Raw genomic sequence first — 18,542 nt, 5'->3', positions numbered from 1 at the left:
CTGTGGCCGTTCTGGGCGGCGAAACCCAGGTTTCCGAGGGTTAGACCCACGTTCCAGAAATCGAAACTTTTCCTCAACTGCCTCTTCCCTGAGCGGTGAAGTCTGAGCTAGTCTCGCCGCACGTTCCACAAAATCGATTTAAGTTCCAATAAATGGAATTTCTGGATGTGATAGCCCATGTGCCGCAGTTCTCGGTGGTACGCCGGCACCGACCGCAACGCCTACATTCACCGGGCATGGATGCGGCGAGGGCTGCCGTCTCGCGCCTTCGACGGCCGGCCGCAGATCGCGATCGCCAACACCGCCTCCGATCTCGTCCCCTGCAACATGCACCTGGATGAGGTCGCCGAGCATGTCAAAAGGGGCGTCTGGGAAGCGGGCGGTGTCCCGCTGAATCTTCCGGTGGTCTCGCTCGGCGAGACGCAAGTACGGCCGACCGCCATGTTGTGGCGCAACATGGCGGCGATGGCGACGGAGGAGATGCTGCGGGCCAACCCGATCGACGGTGTGGTGCTGCTCGGTGGCTGCGACAAGACCATCCCCGCCCTGCTCATGGCCGCCGCCTCGGTGGACCTGCCCGCGGTCGTAGTCCCCGGCGGCCCGATGCTCACCGGTCACTTCCGTGGCCGGCCGCTCGGCTGCGGCACTGACGTGTGGAGGCTGAGCGAGGAGGTGCGCGGCGGCAGGCTGAGCGAGGCCGAGTTTCTCCGCTCGGAGTCGTCCATGATCCGCAGCAAGGGCCACTGCAACACGATGGGCACCGCTTCCACCATGAGCCTGCTGGCCGAGGCGCTCGGCATGACCCTGCCCGGCCTGGCCGGCACCCCCGCCCCGGACAGCCGTCTGCTGGCGGGCGCCCACGAGAGCGGCGGCCTCGTCGTGGAGATGGTCGCCGCCGGACGCCGTCCCAGCGCCGTGCTCACGCGTGCATCGTTCTCCAACGCCATCGTCGCTCTGGCCGCGATCGGCGGCTCCACCAACGCCGTGGTGCACCTGCTGGCCATCGCCGGCCGACTCGGCGTCGAGCTGACGCTCGATGACTTCGATCGCACCGGCTCCGGCGTACCGCTGCTGGTCGACCTGCAGCCCGCAGGCCGGCACCTCATGGACGACCTGTACCGCGCCGGCGGCCTGCACGCGGTGCTGAACCAGGTCCGCGACCTGCTCGACCCCGAGGCGATCACGGTCACCGGCCGCCCCCTCGTCGATCACCTCGACGAGGTCACCATCCACGACGGCGACGTCATCCGTACCCGCGACCAGCCCGTGCTGCAGGACGCCGGCATCGCCGTGCTGTACGGCAACCTCGCCCCTGACGGCGCCGTCATCAAACCGGCCGCCGCCTCCTCCCACCTGCTCAAGCACCGCGGGGCCGCCCTGGTCTTCGACTCCGTCGAGGACCTGTACGCCCGCCTCGACGACCCCGACCTGGACGTCACCCCGGATTCGGTGCTGATCCTGCGCGGCTGCGGCCCCAAGGGCTACCCCGGCATGCCCGAGGTCGCCAACCTCCCCCTGCCTCCCAAGCTGCTCGCCCAGGGCGTCCGTGACATGGTCCGCATCTGCGACGGCCGGATGAGCGGCACCGCGTACGGCACCGTCGTGCTGCACGTCGCTCCGGAGGCCGCCGCCGGCGGCCCCCTGGCCAAGGTCCGCACCGGCGACATGATCATCCTCGACGTCCCGGGGCGGCGGCTCGACATCGACATCCCCGACGAGAAACTGGCCGCGCGTGAACCCGCTCCGGCCGCCGTGAACGCCTTCGCCCGACCGTCCCGCGGCTGGCAGCGCCTTTACCTCGAAACGGTCCAGCAGGCCAATACCGGTGCCGACCTGGACTTCCTCGTCGGCTCCAGCGGCGATCACGTGCCGCGTGAATCTCACTGAAAGGACAGCATGCGCACCGCGCTCATCACCGGCGGCGCCGGCGGCCTGGGCAAGGCCGCCGCCGCCCGTCTGGCGGCCGAAGGCGTCAAGGTCATCACCCTCGACATCGCCGACGACGCCGACATAGTGTGCAACGTTGCCCACGCCGATGCCGTGCAGGCCGTCGCCGAAAAAGTGGGCCCGATCGACATCCTCGTCAACTCGGCCGGAGTCGTCGGACCCACCGCACCGCTGTGGGAGATCCCTCTCGACGGCTGGCGAAGCACCTTCGAGGTCAACGTGCACGGCACCTTCCACACCTGCCGGACCTTCGTGCCCGGCATGCGTGAGCGCGGCTGGGGCCGCATCGTGAACATCGCCAGCATGGCCGGCAAGGACGGCAACCCCAACATGGCGCCCTACTCCGCCACCAAGGCCGCCGTCATCGCGCTCACCAAATCGCTCGGCAAGGAACTCGCCACCAGCGGCGTGCTCACCAACGTCATCGCCCCGGCCGTCATCGAGACCCCGATGAACGCCGACACCGGCCCCGAGGCGCTGGCGCACATCACCAGCCTCATCCCCATGCGCCGGATCGGCCGCCCCGAAGAGGTCGCCGAGCTCATCGCCTGGCTGACCTCCGACAAGGTCAGCTTCTCCACCGGAGCCGTCTACGACATCAGTGGCGGCCGCGCCACCTACTGACCGACCTTTCCCTTCTGGAGGAAACGATGGCGACAGTCCTCAGCCACGAGGTGCGGCGCCGCGCGCCCCGAGCCCGTCCACCTGGCCGGCGCCGCACCATCGGCCGGAACCTGTGGTGGTTCGTCATACCGGGCCTCGTGCTCTACCTCTACGTGGTGGTGATCCCCACCGCACAGGGCGTCTACATGTCGTTCACCAACTGGAGCGTGTATTCGCCGTCCCGCGACTTCGTGGTGCGCAACTACAAGACAATCTTCAACGACGCCACCTCGTCCGACATTCTGGTGCGCACGCTGGTCATCGCCGTGGCGACGACGATCATCCAGAACGTGCTGGGCATGGTCTTGGCGCTGGTCCTGAACGCGCGGGTGTTCGGACGGAACGTGCTGCGGACCGTCATCTTCGCACCCGTCATCGTCTCGCCGCTGGTCTGCGGCTACCTGTTCAAGTACCTGTTCGCTCCGCCGGGCATCGGAGCCGTCAACGACATCCTCCAAGCGGTCGGGCTGGGGAGCCTCCAGGAGGACTGGCTCGGCCGGCCGGGCACCGCGCTCACGGCGGTGATCGTCGTCGTCTGCTGGCAGTTCGTCGGCATGTCGATGGTCATCTACCTGGCCGGCCTCCAGGGCGTGCCGGCCGAGATCGTCGAGGCGGCGTCGATCGACGGCGCCGGCGCGGTGCGGAGGTTCTGGTACGTGGTCCGGCCGATGCTGGCCCCGGCCATCACGATCAACCTGATGCTCGGCCTCATCGGTGGCCTGAAGATCTTCGACCAGATCTACGCGACGACGCAGGGTGGGCCCGCCGGGCAGACGGAGACGATCTCTACGTTGATCTTCAAGCAGTTCAACATCGTGGGTGACTACGCCGCGTCCGCGGCGCTCGCTGTCGCGATGGCCGTCGCCGTCGCCGTCCTGTCCCTGATCCAGTTCACGGTCCTGCGCCGGCAGAAGGGCAACTCATGAACGCCAAGCGGCTGGGCAGCGCGCTCAACCATGTCTTCGCGTACGGCAGTGCCCTGCTCTTCGTCGTCCCCCTCTACATCTTGATCAACCTCGCCATTCGACCCGTCGACGACCTGTCGCCCGCGTTCCTGCCGACCACCCGGCCCACGACGGACAATCTGACCCGAGCACTCACGGAGTCGAACCTCGGCCCGGCCATGGTCAACAGCACTGTCCTGACGACGATCTCCTGTCTGGCCATCGTCGTGCTCGCCACGATGGCGGCCTACCCCCTGGCCAGATCGACGGCCAAACTGTCCAACGCCACCTTCTACCTGTTCCTCGTCGGCTTGCTGCTGCCCTTCCAGGTGGCGTTGCTGCCGCTCTACCTGACGATGCGGGACCTGGGGCTGCTCGGGTCGGTATGGTCGCTGATCATTTACTACGCGGGCCTGCAGATGCCGTTCGCGATCTTCCTGGTGACCACGTTCCTCAGAACCAGCGTGCCCTTGGAGTACGAGCACGCCGCGCGCATCGACGGCTGTGGCGACGTGCGTGCCTTCATCCACGTCGTCGTGCCGCTCCTGCGGCCCGTCCTCGGCACCGTGGTCATCCTCAACGCCGTGGGCATCTGGAACGACTTCTTCACGCCGCTGCTCTACCTGGCCGGCAGCCACCAGGAGACGACCCCGGTGGTCATCTTCCAGTTCGTCGGCCAGTACACCGTCGAATGGCCGCTGGTCTTCTCCGGCCTCCTCATCTCGATGGCCCCGATCCTGCTCCTTTATCTCGTCTTCCAGCGCTACGTGATCCACGGATTCGCCGGAGGGCTGAAGGGCTGACCCTTCGGCTCCAACCCCCCTGGAGAAAGTCAATGCAGATTTCCACCAAGGCGATGGGCTGCGCCCTGCTCGCCGGGCTCTCGCTGGCCGCCTGCTCGACCGCGCCCGCCGACAGCGGCGGCCCGGCCCCCACCTCCACCGCGTCGGGAGCCATCAGCGGCACGCTCACCATCCTCTACGTCAAGATGTTCCAGCCCGCCCTCGAGCCGGTCGTCAAGGCGTTCGAACAGAAATACCCCGGCACCAAGGTCGACGTGAACTACGTCAGCGGGGATGTCGGCAACCTCATCGGAACGCAGTTGCAGGCCGGCACCGCCGCCGACATCTTCGTCACGCTGCCGGGATCCGGCGGCGTCATGAACGTTCACACCCTCGCGGCGCAGGGCAAGCTCCTCGACCTGTCGGACTCGCCGTGGGTGTCCGGCATCCCGCGGCTGTGGCAGAGCGACATGGCGTTCAACGGCAAGACGTACGCGTACCCGGGAACGCTCCAGGGGCTGGGCGCCATCTACAACATGACCAAGCTCAAGGAACTGGGGCTGAAGCCCCCCAAGACCTGGAGTGAGGTGCTCGGCCTGTGCAAGAGCGCCAAGGACCACGGCCTCTACGCCTACGCGCAGGGGCTCAATGACAGCGCGGGCCCCCAGATGATGTTCCTCGCCCTGTCCGCGGACCTGGTGTACGGACCTACCCCGGACTTCTCCACCCAGCTCAAGGAGAAGAAGACCACGGTGCCGGCCTCGCCGTGGCGGCAGGTCCTCGACAAGTACAAGCAGATGAACGACGCCGGCTGCTTCGGCGAAGGCGTGATGGGCCGGACCCGGACCCAGGGTAGCGATGAGGTGGCCGCCGGCAAGGCCCTCGGGATCGTCGACGTGGGCGCCGCGATCGCGCCCATCGAGAAGGCGGCGCCGAAGAGCGAGCTCACGATCCTGCCCATGCCGGCCACCGACGATCCCGCCGGCACCTACTTCCCGGCTCTGCCCGGTTTCACGGTTTCGGCCAACGCCCAGGCCAAGAACCCGGCCGCGGCCAAGGCGTTCCTCAACATGCTGGCCGAGCCGGAGAACATCAGCGTGTACGCCAAGGGCTACGCGAGCGTGCCGCTGATCCCCGTCCCCGGCTTCAAGCCGCCCGCCAACCTGGCGGCCCTGAACGAGGCCATCGCCGCGGGGAAGTCCGCCAAGATCGCTGACTGGCCCAACCCCAAGGTCAACGACGTGGCCCAGCAGGGCGTGCAGGCGATCTTGCTCGGCAAGGACACCATCGACGAGGTGCTCCAGAAGATGCAGGAAGCGTTCGAAGGCTAGTCATCCCGACCTCGCGCGTACACACCTCACGGAGCATCCAATGAAAAGAACGCTGCCACTTACCAGCGCGGTCACCGTCGGAGTCCTGCTCGGTCTACTACCGGCGCAGAGCGCGAGGGCGGCCCAGGCCGCCGAGTGCGCGGCCCGCACGCCCGGCGGGCCCGTGTGGGTCACCGCCGGCTGCGTCGACCCGCAGTTCGACCGACCCGTCATCGACAGTGAGACGGATCCGGCCGGCCCCGTGCCGCATCACAAGGTCTCGGGCCACTTCGAGGGCACCACCGTCAAGTTCACCGTCTACCTCCCACCCAAGAGCCAGTGGAAGGGCCGCTTCTTCCAGTACGTCTACCCCCTCCAGGACGAGAACGCCACGGACGACAACATCCGCTTCGGTGCGGACAGCGGCGCCTACACCGTTCAGATCAAGGGAACCATCGGCTACCGGGCCGATGCCGCGGCGGCCAAGTTCGCCAGGACAGTCGCCGCGAACTACTACGACGAGCAGAGAAGGATCTACGGCTACATCTGGGGCGGCAGCGGCGGCTCGTACCAGACCATCGGTGCCATGGAGAACACGACGGGCGTGTGGGACGGCGCGGTGCCGTTCATCCCCGGGGTGCCGACCTCGATCCCGAACAACTTCTTCGTCCGCGCCTTCGCCCGGGTCGTCCTGCAGGACAAGGCGCAGCAGATCGCGGACGCGGTGAGCCCGGGGGGCTCGGGCGACCCCTACGCCGGTCTCAGCTCGGTGGAGCGCGCGGTGCTGCGTGAGGTGACCAGGATGGGTGTGCCGCTGCGGGGCTGGGAGGATCATTCCTACCTGCTCGGCTTGACCGACCCCCAGGGTCTGCTCGGCTACGCGGGCACGATTCGCGCCGCAGATCCCACCTACGCCGACGACTTCTGGAGCAAGCCCGGCTACCTGGGTACCGAGCAGTCGCCGCTCGGCGAGCTGTTCCGCGCCGCGAAGGTCGACCACCTGGCCACCATCACGCACGTCGATCCCACGAGCCTGACCCTGGACAGCGCTCCGCCGGCGAGCAGGACCTTCCTGGACTTCACGGTCTACGCCGCCGACGGCACGACAAAGATCGGCGCCCTCACGGGTTCGCTGAACGGCAAGGTGTTCACGCTCGGCAGCGGCAACGCGCCCGAGGTGCTGAAGGCGCTCGCGGCGGGCGTCAAACTGCGCGTCGACAACCGCTGGTCGCTCGCGCTCACCTCCTACCACCGCCACCAGGTCCCCACCCGGCCCGGCTTCTACGCCTGGGACCAGTTCCGTGACGCGAACGGGCGGCCGCTCTACCCGCAGCGCGCGGTCGAGGTGGGCCCGGGCGTGTCCCTCGGCGTCAGCGGCGGCGGCACGCACACCGGCACGTTCAGCGGAAAAGTCATCATGGTCGCCAACCTGCTGGACGTCGATGCCTTCCCCTGGGACGCCGACTGGTACCGCGAGCAGGTGGGATCGGAGGACAACTTCCGTGTCTGGTTCACCGACAACGCCGACCACATCGGTCCCCACACCCCTTACCTGATCGACGGCACGGGCATCCTGCAGCAGGCGCTGCGGGATGTGAGCGCGTGGGCCGAGCGCGGGGTGACACCTGCGAAGTCCACTCGGTACAACGTGACCGACAGCCAGGTCGCCGTGCCGGCGAGGGCCGCGGCACGCCGAGGCGTGCAGCCCGTCATCGACCTGACCGCGCGAGGTCGTACCACCATCGAGGTTCCCGCGGGCAAGCCGGTCACCTTCACGGCCGAGATCCAGACACCTGCGGGAACAGGCACGATCGTGTCAACCGAGTGGGACTTCAAGGGCGACGGAACGTTCAGCGCGCGACCCTTCGGCCCTCCCCGCGCTTCCGCGGAGGTGCGCATGACGTTCACCTACACCAAGCCCGGGACCTACTTCCCGGCGTTGCGCGCCATCGCCCAGCGCGACGGTGACGCGAACACACCCTTCACGAAGATCCAGAACCTGGGCCGCATGCGGGTCGTCGTCCGTTGACCGGCTCCACGAACGGAGAGGAAACACCCTGATGACCTTGGTAGAGACCGGTTTCGACAAGGTGGCGGACGCCTTCTCGCGCACCGTCGCCGGCGACGAGCGCGCCGGCGCCGCGCTGTCGGTGTGGATCGACGGGACGCCGGTCGTCGAGCTGCAGGCCGGCGTCGCGGATGAGCGCACGGGGCGCGCGTTCACGTCCGACACCCTCGTGCTGACGTACTCATGCACGAAGGGTATGGCGTCGGTCCTGGTGGCGATGCTCATGGAACGCGGTGCGCTGCCCGCGCTGGACACCCCGGTCGTCGATCTCTGGCCCGAATTCGGCGTACACGGAAAGGACGGGGTGACCATCGGCGACGCTCTGGCGCACCGGGCCGGTCTGTCGGCTCCGCGCCGCGACCTCACCTTCGAGGAGGTGCTGGACAACCTGCTGACGGCGGACGCCCTCGCCGCCCAGGAGCCGCTGTGGGCGCCCGGCGAGCATCACCAGTACCACGCGGTCACGCACGGGGCGATCACCGCCAAGCTCGTCACGCTCGGCACCGGCCAGGTGATCGGGCGCTGCTTCGAGGAGCACGTCGCTCGCCCGCTGAAAGCCGACGTCTGGATCGGGCTTCCGGACTCGGAGGAGCCACGCGTGGCCCGTGTCGTCACGGACGCGCTGGAGGAGGCAACGCCGACGGGCGACCCCGAGGCGATCTTCTGGCTGGAACGCGCGATAAACCTGGGTTGTGGTCTCACGATCGACCACCTCACCGAACCGCGCTTCCGCCGTGCCGGCCTGGCCGGCGTGACCGGCACGGCGACGGCGAGCGGACTGGCCCGGATGTGGTCGGCGACCGTCACGCCGACGAACGGCGTGCGCCTGATCAACGACGACTCCGTGCACGCGCTTTGCGAGGTGCGCAGCGAGGGAGCCCCGTACTTCTTCGTGGAGCCGCCCTATCAGTCCTGGGGCGCCGGGGTCATGGTGCCCTCGGACTGGCAGCGCTACCTCTCACCGGCGTCCTTCGGGCATGACGGGGCGGGCGGACAGGTGGCGTTCGCCGATCCTGAGGCACGGATGGGGTTCGCCTATCTGACGAACCGCATGGGCGATGGGGACCGCGGCAAGTCCGTCGTGGCGGTCCTCGCCCAAGCACTCGGCTGAAGCCGGTTGAGAGGAGAACTTCGTGCTTTTGGAATGATGGTCTAACATTCGGAATCATGTCCGAGCCTATGGAGGAACCCAAGCTCGTCGGGTCCGACCGGGTGCTGGCGGTGCTGGCCGAGCTGGCCCGCCACCCCGACGGGATCGGCCTGGAGGAGATGGCCCGCGCGGTGGCCAGCCCCAAGCCGACCGCGCATCGCGCCCTGGCCGCGCTGCGCCGCGCCGGGTTCGCCACCCAGAACGGCCACGGCCAGTACGTGCTGGGGGATGAGTTCCTGCGGATGGCCTTCGCCCACCACGAGGCCCGGCCCGACCACGTCCGGGTCACCCCGATCCTCAAGGCGCTGTGCGAGCGGTACGGCGAGACGGTGCACTACGCGGTGCTGGACGGCACCTCGGTCGTCTACCGCTCCAAGCTGGACCCGGCCGCCGGTGCGGTGCGGCTGACCTCGGTCGTCGGCGGCCGCAACCCGGCCCACTGCACCGGTGTCGGCAAGATGCTGCTCGCTCACTCCCTGCCGGACGAGGACGCGGTGCGCGCGTGGGTGGGCGGCCGGACGCTGGAGCGGCCGACCGAGCGCTCGGTCGGCACGGCCGAGGAACTGCACGCCGAGCTGGTACGCGTCCGTGAGCAGGGCTACGCCGTCGACGACCAGGAGAACGAGCCGGGCGTCAACTGCCTGGCGGTTCCGGCGTACCTGAACTCACCCGCCGTGCCCAGCGGCGCGATCAGCGTCAGCGGCCTGGCCTACCGCACGCCGCTGGACAAGCTCGTCGCCGACCTGCCCGCCATCCGCGCCATCGTGTCCGGCAAGGACCTCTCGTGAGGCCCGCCACCGCCCTACCGCAGATTCACGGAGACTGATCTTGTACCTCATGCGCATCGGCGCCCCCGGCGCCGAAAAGCCCGTCGTCCGCGTGGACGACACCCACTACGTGGACGTCTCTGATCTGACGCCCGACTTCGACGAGCGCTTCTTCGGCGCCGGCGGCACGGCTCTGCTGGCCGGGCCGGTCGCCGAACGTATCGCGGCCGGTCAGGTGGCGGAGTTCGCCGGCGAGCGGGTCGGGGCGCCGATCGCCCGGCCGCACCAGATCCTGTGCATCGGCCTCAACTACAGCGACCACGCCGCCGAGACCGGCCAGGCCGTCCCGGATGAGCCGATCCTGTTCACCAAGTCGCCCAACACGCTGGTCGGCCCGTACGACGAGGTGCGGATCCCGCGCGGCTCGACGAAGACCGACTGGGAGGTGGAGCTGGGCATCGTCATCGGCCGCCGCACCTCCTACCTGGACTCGGTCGAGCAGGCCCGCGACGTCATCGCCGGCTACTGCGTGGTCAACGACGTCAGTGAGCGCGCCTTCCAGATGGAGCGCGGCGGGCAGTGGAGCAAGGGCAAGTCCGCCGAGACGTTCAACCCGGCCGGCCCCTGGCTGGTCACCCCCGACGAGATCGCCGACGTCACCGACCTCGGCATGCGGCTGGACGTCAACGGCGTGCGCCGCCAGACGGGCACCACCAAGACGATGATCTTCGATCCGTACGTCATCGTGCACCACCTGAGCCAGTTCATGGTGCTGGAGCCCGGCGACCTGATCAACACCGGCACCCCGCCCGGCGTCGGCATGGGTCACAACCCCCAGATCTGGCTCCAGCCCGGCGACGTGATGGAGCTCGGCATCGACGGGCTCGGCAGCCAGCGCCAGCAGGTCGTAGGGCCCCGCTAGTGCGTGCCCTCGTCCTGACCGGCCCGGGCAAGGCCGAGGTGCGGGAGGTGGAGCCGCCGCTCGCCGTCCCCGGCGAGGTGGTCGTCGACGTCGAGCGGGTCGGCGTGTGCGGCACGGACGTGGAGCTGTTCACCGGCGAGATGAGCTACCTGCGTACCGGCCGGTCCTGGTACCCGCTGCGCCCCGGTCACGAGTGGACCGGGGTGGTCAGCGCGGTCGGCGAGGGCGTGGACGGCGGCTGGCTGGGCCGCCGGGTCACCGGCGACACCATGCTCGGCTGCGGCCACTGCGACCGCTGCCAGGCCGGCAATCACCACGTCTGCGCCGACATGGTGGAGATCGGCATCAGCCGCGGCCGTCCCGGAGCCCTGGCCGAGCAGCTCGCCGTGCCGGCCACGGCCCTGCACGCGCTGCCCGACATGATGGACGCCACGCTCGGCGCACTGGTCGAGCCGGGCGCCAACGCGCTCAGGGCCTTCCGCGCCGCCGGGCTGCGGCCGGGGGAGCGGCTGCTGGTCCTCGGCACGGGCGCGATCGGCCTGCTCGTGGCCTTGTTCGCCCGCGCGGAAGGCGTAGAGGTGCACCTGATGGGGCTGCACACCCCGGATGTCGCGCGGGCCCTCGGACTCACCGGCGTCTGGACCCGGCAGACGCTGCCGGAGCTGCCGTGGCATGCCGTGGTCGACGCCTCCAACGCCCCGCAGCTGCCCGCCCTGGCGCTCGACCTCGTCGAGCCCGCGCGACGCGTCGTCTACATCGGCCTGGCCGGGACACCGAGTACCCTCGACACCCGCGACCTGCTGCTGCGGGACGTCACCGCGGTCGGCATCCTCGGCGGCTCGGCCGGGCTGGCGGGCGCCATCGCCGCCTACGCCGACGGTTCGCCGGCCCCCCGCCCGCTGGTGGCCGCCACGGTCGGCCTGGCCGCGACGGCCGAGGTCCTGGCCGGGCACCGGCCTGACGACGCCGGCCCCGGCCCGAAGATCCACATAGATCCGCGACTGTGAGATCCGCGACTGAGAGAAGCACGCGTGAGCAGCACGATGCCCGTCCCCGATGCCGCCGTACTGTCGGCGGTGGAGGCAGCCGTCCCCGGGATCGCCCGCACCAGGGCCAGTGACCGGCTCGGCATGGCGCACGACGCCTCGCACTACCTGCTCACGCCGCAGGCGGTGCTGGTGCCCGAGAGCGCGGAGCAGGTGGCGGCGCTGCTGCGTACGGGCCTGCCGCTCACCTTCCGTTCCGGCGGCACCAGCCTGAGCGGGCAAGGGGTCAGTGAGCACCTCCTGGTGGACACCCGGCGGCATTTCCGCGGCATCGAGGTGCTGGACGGCGGGGCGCGGGTGCGGGTGCAGCCGGGCGCGGTGCTGCGGCAGGTCAACGCCCGCCTCGCGCCGTACGGCCGCAAGCTCGGCCCGGACCCGGCGAGTGAGTCGGCGTGCACGATCGGCGGCGTCGTGGCCAACAACTCCAGCGGCATGACCTGCGGCACGCACGCCAACACCTACCAGACCCTGGAGTCGATGACGCTGGTACTGCCCAGCGGCACCGTCATCGACACCGGCGCCCCCGACGCCGACGAGCGGCTGCGCGCCCTGGAGCCCGCGCTGGCCGAGGGCCTGGAACGGCTGCGCGACCGGGTGCGCGGCAACCCCGACTCGGTGCGCCGCGTCACCGCCCAGTTCTCACTGAAGAACACCATGGGCTACGGCCTCAACAGCTTCCTCGACCACTCCTCGCCCGCGCAGATCCTGACCCACCTGGCCATCGGCAGCGAGGGCACCCTGGGCTTCGTCGCCGAGGCGGTGCTGCGCACGGTCCCCGCCCACCCGCTGGCCGCCACCGGCCTGCTCGTCTTCCCCACCCTGCGCCAGGCCATGGCCGCGATGCCCGATCTGGTCGCCGCCACGCCCGCCGCCGTCGAACTGCTGGACGCCGAATCCCTGCGCGTGGCCCAGACCGACCCCAAGGCCGACGAGGTGTTGCGCACGCTCGCCGTCGCCGAGCACGCCGCCCTGCTGATCGAATGGCAGGAAGCGGACCCGGATCTCCTGGCCGAACGAGAACGGGCGGCCGAGGAGCTGTTCCCGCGGCTGGCGCTGTCGGCCCCGGCCCGGCTGAGCAGGCAGGCGGGCGGCCGGGCCGCGTTGTGGCATATCCGTAAAGGTCTGTACGCCTCCGTCGCCGGCGCCCGCCCCAGCGGCACCACCGCTCTGCTGGAGGACGTCGCCGTTCCGGTGCCCGCCCTGGCCGACCTGTGCGACGAGCTGATCGCCCTGTTCTCCGAGCACCGCTACGAGCGCAGCGTCATATTCGGCCACGCCAAGGACGGCAACCTGCACTTCATGCTCAACGAGCGCTTCGACACCGACCTGGAGCGCTACGCCGACTTCACCGAGGACATGGTGCGGGCCGTCCTGGCCCGGGGCGGCACGCTCAAGGCCGAGCACGGCACCGGCCGGGTCATGGCCCCGTTCGTGCGCCGCCAGTACGGTGATGAGCTGTATGAGGTGATGCGCGAGGTCAAGCGCCTGTGCGACCCGGCCGGCGCGCTCAACCCCGGCGTCGTCCTGACCGACCGCGACGACGCGCACCTGCGCGACCTTAAGGCCGTCGTCACCGTCGAGCCCGAGGTGGACCGGTGCGTGGAGTGCGGCTACTGCGAGCCGGTCTGCCCCAGCCGCGACCTGACGACCACTCCGCGCCAGCGCATCGTGCTGCGCCGCGAGCTGGCCGCCGCCCAGGCCGCGGGCGACCACGAGCTCGCCCGGCGACTGGAGGAGGAGTACGGCTACGACGCCGTGGACACCTGCGCCGTGGACGGCATGTGCGCCACCGCCTGCCCGGTCCTGATCAACACCGGTGACCTGACCAAGCGCCTGCGCGGCGAGCGTCACGGCCGCCTGGCCCAGAAGGGCTGGAAGGCCGCCGCCAAGCACTGGAGCGGGGTGACCGGCGCGCTCGACCTGGCGCTGGACACGGCGAAGGCGGTCCCGCCCCTTTTGCCGGAGGCGGCCAGTCGTGCCGCTCGCGCCATCACCGGCTCCGAGGCCGTTCCGGGGTGGACCCGCGACCTGCCGCGGGGCGGGAAGCGCCGCCGGCCGGATCCGGTGGAGAACGCGGACGCGGTGTATGTCCCGTCCTGCCTAAACACCTTGTTCGCCCCCGCCGACGGCGGCCCCGGCGTAGTGGACGCGTTCACCCGCCTGGCCGCGCGCGCGGGCGTGCGGCTGCACGTCCCGGAAGGGATCGGCGGCCTGTGCTGCGGCACTCCCTGGTCGTCCAAGGGCTACACCGATGGCCATGACCTCATGGCCCGCCGCGTGGCCGACAACCTGCTCGAAGCCACTGGGCTCGAAGCCACTGGGCTCAAAGCCTCCGGCCAGGGCCGGATCCCGGTCGTCAGCGACGCCGCCTCCTGCACCGAGGGCTTCCACCGCCTGACCGACTTGCTGGGACAGGACCTGCGGGTGCTCGACGCGGTCGCCTTCACCGCCGAGTACCTCCTGCCCCGCCTGACCGTACTCCGCCGCCGCCCGTCCCTGGCCCTGCATCCCACCTGCTCCTCCACCCGCCTCGGCCTGGACGCCGCCATCACCCGGATCGCCGAAGCGGTCGCCGAGCGGGTGGTCGTCCCCGACGGGTGGCAGTGCTGTGCCTTCGCCGGTGACCGCGGCCTGCTCCACCCGGAGCTCACCGCCTCGGCCACCCACGCCGAAGCCGCCGCCGTACGAGCCGGCGACTTCGCCGCGCACGCCTCGGTCAACCGCACCTGCGAGCTCGGCCTGACCCGCGCCACCGGCCGGCCGTACCACCATCTGCTCGAACTTCTCGACCAGGCATCCGCCTGAAGACGAACGTCCGCCTATGGCGGTCGGCCGGGCTAGGGTTGCTGCGTGCACATCGACGAACTGCTGCAGGCCATCCCGCCCGCGTGGCTGTGTGCCCTGGTCGGCCTGGTGATCGGGGTCGAGAGCCTCGGCATCCCGCTGCCCGGCGAGATCGTGCTGGTCAGCGCCGCGCTCTTGTCCGCCAAGGGCGTCGTCAGCCCCGTGTGGGTGGGCATCTGCGCGAGCGCGGGGGCGATCGTCGGCGACTCCATCGGCTACGCCATCGGCCGCAAGGGCGGCAAGCCACTGTTCGAGCGACTCGGACGGCGCTTCCCCAAGCACTTCGGGCCCCACCACATCGGCAAGGCCGAGCACTACTTCGACCGGTTCGGGGTGTGGGCCGTGTTCGTCGGGCGCTTCATCGCGCTGCTGCGCATCCTGGCCGGGCCGCTGGCGGGGGCGTTGCGCATGCCGTACTGGCGATTCCTGATCGCCAACGTGCTCGGCGGGATCGTCTGGGCGGGCGGCACCACCGCGGTGATCTTCTATCTCGGCATGGTCGCCGAGAAGTGGCTGAAGGGCTTCTCATGGGTGGGGCTCGTGGCGGCGGTGCTGTGCGGCATCGCCACCACCTGGTACGTCAAGCGGCGCGCGGCCTCAGCGCTCGATGAGGGTGACCTCAAGGGAGTAGAGCGAGGCCCGGTAGACATGTGAGCCGTGCTCGACGGCCCTGCCCTGGTCGTCGTAGGTGGTGCGGAGCATGGTCAGGAGCGGGGCGCCGCGCCGCTCGTCCAGCAGTTTGGCCTCGGCCTGGTTCGCCGCGCGGGCGCCGATGCGCTGGTTGGCCACCCGCATCCGCACACCCGCGCCGCGCAGCAGCTCGTACAGGCCGCGGCCCTCCAGGTCGGCCGCCGTCAGCTGGGCCAGGCCCAGCGGCAGCCAGTTGTGCAGCACGGCCAGCGGCTCGCCGGCGGCGAAGCGGAGCCGTTCGAGGTAGAGCACGTCGGCGCCGGGCTCGACGCCCAGGACGGCGGCGATCTCCTCGCTCACCGGCCGCGGCTCCAGGGCGAGAACCTGGGTCGCCGGTTCCTGGCCCGAGCGGCGCAGGTCGTCGTAGAGGCTGGTGAGCTCGACCGAGCGTTTGACCTGCCCGTGCACCACCTGGGTGCCGACGCCGCGCTTGCGGACCAGCAGGCCCTTGTCCACCAGATATTGGATGGCCTGGCGGATCGTGGGCCTGGACAGGCCCAGCTTGTCGGCGAGCAGGATCTCGTTGTCCAGCCGAGAGCCGGGCGCCAGGTCGCCTCGCCGGATCGCCTCGGCGATCTGCTCGGCCACCTGGAAGTAGAGCGGCACGGGGCTGGAGCGGTCCAGGTCGATCGCCAGGTTCGCGGTCATGCTGATCAGATTAACCCAGGTCAGAATGTCCTGACAAATCTCGCGCGTAGGCAGTAGGTCATGACAATCTGCTGTCTTGACATAATTGAAGAAGTACGTCGAATGCCCGGAATTGGGCATGACCGTGCTGATGAGCGTGAAGTGCCCCTGGAGGAGACATGGACGCGACACAGTTGCTCGACACCGCCTCGGAAGCGGCCAGGGCGGTCGGGCCGAGGCTGCGCAAGGCCTTCAGGTCGAGGCCGCCGGTCGCCACCAAGCGCGACTTCCACGACCCGGTCACCGAGCATGACCGGGCGGCGGAGGAGACGATCCGCGCCGTCATCACCGCCCGCTGGCCCGGCAGCGCGATCGTGGGGGAGGAGGGCGGCGTCACCGGCTCGGGCGAGCTGCGCTGGTACGTCGACCCGATCGACGGCACCGCCAACTTCGCCGCCGGCCTGCCGTTCTTCTGTGTCTCCATCGCCGCCGCGGTGGCGGGTGAGCTGGTGGCGGGCGTCGTGTACGACCCGGTGCGTGAGGACGAGTTCACCGCCTCCACGCTGGGCGCCTGGTGCAACGGCACCCCGATCCGCAGCCAGGGGGCCACCCGTGACAGGGAGGCGATGCTGCTGTCCAGCTACCCCACGCCGCTGGACCTGGAGCTCGACGGGGAGCGGGCGCTGCGCCGATTCGGCCGCTTCCTGGAGTCCTTCGCCGCCGTACGCCGTCCGGGCAGCGCCGCGCTCAAGCTCGCGCACGTCGCCGCCGGGTGGGCCGACGTCGCGTACGGCACCCGCTCCCACCCGTGGGACGTGGCGGCGGGCGCTTTGCTGGTCCGGCAGGCGGGCGGCGTCTACGTCGGCGACCCGCTGGAGGCAGGCGACTATCTGGCGCATGTGGGCGGCTTCGACCTGCGCGGCTCCGCCCTCGCCGAGGTGACGCCCTGAGCGGGGCCGTACTGTTGGCAGCCGGTCTGCTGAGCGTCGCGATGCCGGTCCGCGTCGGCGGCCCGGCGCTCATTACCGCTGCTGCCGCCGCGACCACCTGAGCTCTCAGCCCTTGGGCCGGCGGCCGAAGTCCGTGGCGAGCCAGGTCGCGAGGTCGTCGGCCGGCCGGCCGCGGTCGCCGGACCCCGGTTCCCCCGCCTCCGGCTCCCGCACGCGGTCGAGGCGGAACACCCGCCAGTCGCCGGCGTCGAGGTCGTGGGCGAGAACGTACCAGCGTCCGCGGGTGTAGATGCACCGCACCGCCTCCACCCGCCGCCGGCTGGCGGTCCCATGCCGGTCGCGGTAGCCGAACCGCAGCACGAGGTCCTGATCGGCCGCATGGAGCAGCGCCGCCAGGGTCGAGGGTTCCACGCCCTCACCCTCGCCGTCGACGTTCTCGCTGCCCGCGGCGGCGGTGTCCAGGACGGTGCGCAGCCGCCGCGGGAGCACCTGCGACAGCTTGGCCAGCGCCCGGTGCGCGGCGTCCCCGGCGAGGATCCCCTCGGCCATGCGCAGGGCCGCCACCAGAGCCACGACCTCGTCGTCCTGGAAGACCAGCGGCGGCATCCGGTGCCCCGGGCGCAGCGCGTAGTGGCCACCCGGCCCAGGCCGGCCCTCGACGGCGTAGCCGAGCCTCTGCAGGCGGGCCACGTCGCGACGCAAAGTGCGGGTGCTGACCTCGAGCCGCCCGGCCAGATCGGAAGCCGACCAGCTCGGCCGGGCGGCCAGCAACTCCAGCAGCAGGAGGGTCCGTCCGGCGGGATCGCCATCGGCAGGGGCGAAATCGGTCATGACTCCAGTGTCGCCACAATCGCGGACAGGATCCGGCCACATCTCCCCATACGGTGGAGGTCATGGAGATCGCAATCACAGCACCGTCCGGCAACGTCGGCCGCTTCCTGGTCGGTCACCTGGTCCGGGCCGGTATCCGTCCGCGGCTGCTGAGCCGCCACCCCGAGCAGCCCCGCGCGACCTGGGGCGACCTCGTCGACGCCCGCGAGGTCGACCTGCGGGACGCCGCGGCCGTCACCGAGGCGACCCGCGGCGTCGACGCGCTGTTCCTGATCGTGCCGCCCGGCGAGGCCGCCGACCCCGTCGCGGCGTACGCCGAGGTCGGCGAGGTCGTCGCCGCCGCGGTCGCCGAGAACCGCGTCCCCCGCACCGTCCTGCAGAGCAGCGTCGGAGCGGAGCTGCGCGAGGGCGCCGGTGAGATCGACGGGCTGGCCCTTGCCGAGGAGGCGCTGGACCGGGTCGTCGCCAAGCACGCCGATCTCGCCGTCACCCACCTGCGGTGCGGCTACTTCTTCAGCAACCTGCTGTTCGAGCTCGACAGCATCCGCTCGGGCACCGTGGCCGTGCTCCTGCCCACCAGCCAGCGGTTCTCCTGGGTCGCGCCGGCCGACATCGCCGCGGTGGCCGCGTCCCTGCTGCTGCGCGCCGACTGGTCGGGACGCCGGGTGCAGGCCGTGCACGGACCACAGGACCTGTCCTGGGACGACGCCGTGGCCGTGGTCGGCGACGTCCTGGGCCGCACGGTCACCGCCCACCGCGTCGCCGACGACGAGATGCGCGCCACGCTGGCCGGTGCCGGCATGTCCCCGGCGTGGGTCGAGGCCATCATGGGCATGTCGACCGGGCTGCGCGATGGATTCGTCCCCGAGCAGCCGAGGACCCCCGTGACCACGACCGACACGACGCTCGGAGCATGGGCCTGGGCCGAACTCCGTCCCGCCCTCGACGCGACTGGGTGACGCGTGCGCGACCTGTGACGACCACCGCCGGGGAGGTCCGGC

The 18,542-nt window shown here is 70.4% G+C and carries 16 protein-coding genes; 14 read left to right on the top strand and 2 right to left on the bottom strand.

Features of this window, described 5'->3' with window-relative positions:
- Positions 1 to 177: 177 nt before the first annotated feature.
- Genes AB0C30_RS37485 through AB0C30_RS37430 form a run of 12 tightly spaced genes read left to right on the top strand, consistent with a single transcriptional unit; the run spans position 178 to position 15,097 of the window.
- Positions 178 to 1,887, top strand: coding sequence for an IlvD/Edd family dehydratase (locus AB0C30_RS37485; RefSeq protein ID WP_357952955.1), 1,710 nt, complete (start codon positions 178 to 180; stop codon positions 1,885 to 1,887).
- Between the two features lie 9 nt (positions 1,888 to 1,896).
- Positions 1,897 to 2,571 (top strand): SDR family NAD(P)-dependent oxidoreductase, encoded by a 675-nt coding sequence (locus AB0C30_RS37480; protein ID WP_357952954.1) that lies wholly within the window; start codon positions 1,897 to 1,899, stop codon positions 2,569 to 2,571.
- A 26-nt stretch (positions 2,572 to 2,597) separates the two neighbouring features.
- Positions 2,598 to 3,536: a sugar ABC transporter permease gene (locus AB0C30_RS37475; RefSeq protein WP_357952952.1), complete on the top strand. Its 939-nt coding sequence runs from the start codon at positions 2,598 to 2,600 to the stop codon at positions 3,534 to 3,536.
- On the top strand, positions 3,533 to 4,357 hold the full coding sequence (locus tag AB0C30_RS37470) for a carbohydrate ABC transporter permease (protein WP_357952951.1): 825 nt from the start codon (positions 3,533 to 3,535) through the stop codon (positions 4,355 to 4,357). The genes AB0C30_RS37475 and AB0C30_RS37470 overlap by 4 nt, the downstream gene beginning before the upstream one ends.
- Before the next feature lie 32 nt (positions 4,358 to 4,389).
- Positions 4,390 to 5,667 (top strand): extracellular solute-binding protein, encoded by a 1,278-nt coding sequence (locus AB0C30_RS37465; RefSeq protein WP_357952949.1) that lies wholly within the window; start codon positions 4,390 to 4,392, stop codon positions 5,665 to 5,667.
- Between the two features lie 40 nt (positions 5,668 to 5,707).
- Positions 5,708 to 7,675 carry a PKD domain-containing protein gene (locus AB0C30_RS37460; protein WP_357952946.1) on the top strand — a complete coding sequence of 656 codons (1,968 nt, stop codon included), beginning with the start codon at positions 5,708 to 5,710 and terminating at the stop codon, positions 7,673 to 7,675.
- Positions 7,676 to 7,706: 31 nt separating this feature from the next.
- Complete coding sequence (locus tag AB0C30_RS37455; RefSeq protein ID WP_357952944.1) at positions 7,707 to 8,825, top strand: serine hydrolase domain-containing protein; 1,119 nt, start codon at positions 7,707 to 7,709, stop codon at positions 8,823 to 8,825.
- Positions 8,826 to 8,881: 56 nt separating this feature from the next.
- Positions 8,882 to 9,652 carry an IclR family transcriptional regulator gene (locus AB0C30_RS37450; protein WP_357952943.1) on the top strand — a complete coding sequence of 257 codons (771 nt, stop codon included), beginning with the start codon at positions 8,882 to 8,884 and terminating at the stop codon, positions 9,650 to 9,652.
- Between the two features lie 40 nt (positions 9,653 to 9,692).
- Complete coding sequence (locus AB0C30_RS37445) at positions 9,693 to 10,553, top strand: fumarylacetoacetate hydrolase family protein (protein ID WP_357952942.1); 861 nt, start codon at positions 9,693 to 9,695, stop codon at positions 10,551 to 10,553.
- Positions 10,553 to 11,560 carry an alcohol dehydrogenase catalytic domain-containing protein gene (locus tag AB0C30_RS37440; protein ID WP_357952940.1) on the top strand — a complete coding sequence of 336 codons (1,008 nt, stop codon included), beginning with the start codon at positions 10,553 to 10,555 and terminating at the stop codon, positions 11,558 to 11,560. Before AB0C30_RS37445 ends, AB0C30_RS37440 begins: the two co-directional genes overlap by 1 nt.
- A 24-nt stretch (positions 11,561 to 11,584) precedes the next feature.
- Positions 11,585 to 14,404 (top strand): FAD-binding and (Fe-S)-binding domain-containing protein, encoded by a 2,820-nt coding sequence (locus tag AB0C30_RS37435; RefSeq protein ID WP_357952938.1) that lies wholly within the window; start codon positions 11,585 to 11,587, stop codon positions 14,402 to 14,404.
- A 45-nt stretch (positions 14,405 to 14,449) separates the two neighbouring features.
- Positions 14,450 to 15,097, top strand: coding sequence for a DedA family protein (locus AB0C30_RS37430; protein ID WP_357952936.1), 648 nt, complete (start codon positions 14,450 to 14,452; stop codon positions 15,095 to 15,097).
- Here AB0C30_RS37430 and AB0C30_RS37425 read toward each other — a convergent pair.
- Positions 15,041 to 15,781, bottom strand: a complete 741-nt coding sequence (locus AB0C30_RS37425) for a GntR family transcriptional regulator (protein ID WP_357952934.1) — start codon at positions 15,779 to 15,781, stop codon at positions 15,041 to 15,043. The genes AB0C30_RS37430 and AB0C30_RS37425 overlap by 57 nt on opposite strands.
- Positions 15,782 to 15,939: 158 nt before the next feature.
- Here AB0C30_RS37425 and AB0C30_RS37420 point away from each other — a divergent pair, with 158 nt between their 5' ends.
- Positions 15,940 to 16,710, top strand: coding sequence for an inositol monophosphatase family protein (locus tag AB0C30_RS37420; protein WP_357952933.1), 771 nt, complete (start codon positions 15,940 to 15,942; stop codon positions 16,708 to 16,710).
- Between the two features lie 105 nt (positions 16,711 to 16,815).
- Here AB0C30_RS37420 and AB0C30_RS37415 read toward each other — a convergent pair whose 3' ends face one another.
- Positions 16,816 to 17,541 carry a WYL domain-containing protein gene (locus tag AB0C30_RS37415; RefSeq protein WP_357952931.1) on the bottom strand — a complete coding sequence of 242 codons (726 nt, stop codon included), beginning with the start codon at positions 17,539 to 17,541 and terminating at the stop codon, positions 16,816 to 16,818.
- A gap of 62 nt (positions 17,542 to 17,603) precedes the next feature.
- On the opposite strand from AB0C30_RS37415, the gene AB0C30_RS37410 reads away from it, so the two are divergent.
- Positions 17,604 to 18,500: an NAD(P)H-binding protein gene (locus AB0C30_RS37410; protein ID WP_357952929.1), complete on the top strand. Its 897-nt coding sequence runs from the start codon at positions 17,604 to 17,606 to the stop codon at positions 18,498 to 18,500.
- The last annotated feature ends 42 nt before the right edge of the window (positions 18,501 to 18,542 follow it).

This window comes from Nonomuraea sp. NPDC048901 (assembly GCF_040649695.1).
In the GTDB taxonomy this organism is placed as follows: Bacteria; Actinomycetota; Actinomycetes; order Streptosporangiales; family Streptosporangiaceae; genus Nonomuraea.
This window is presented reverse-complemented; position numbering and strand designations above follow the sequence as displayed.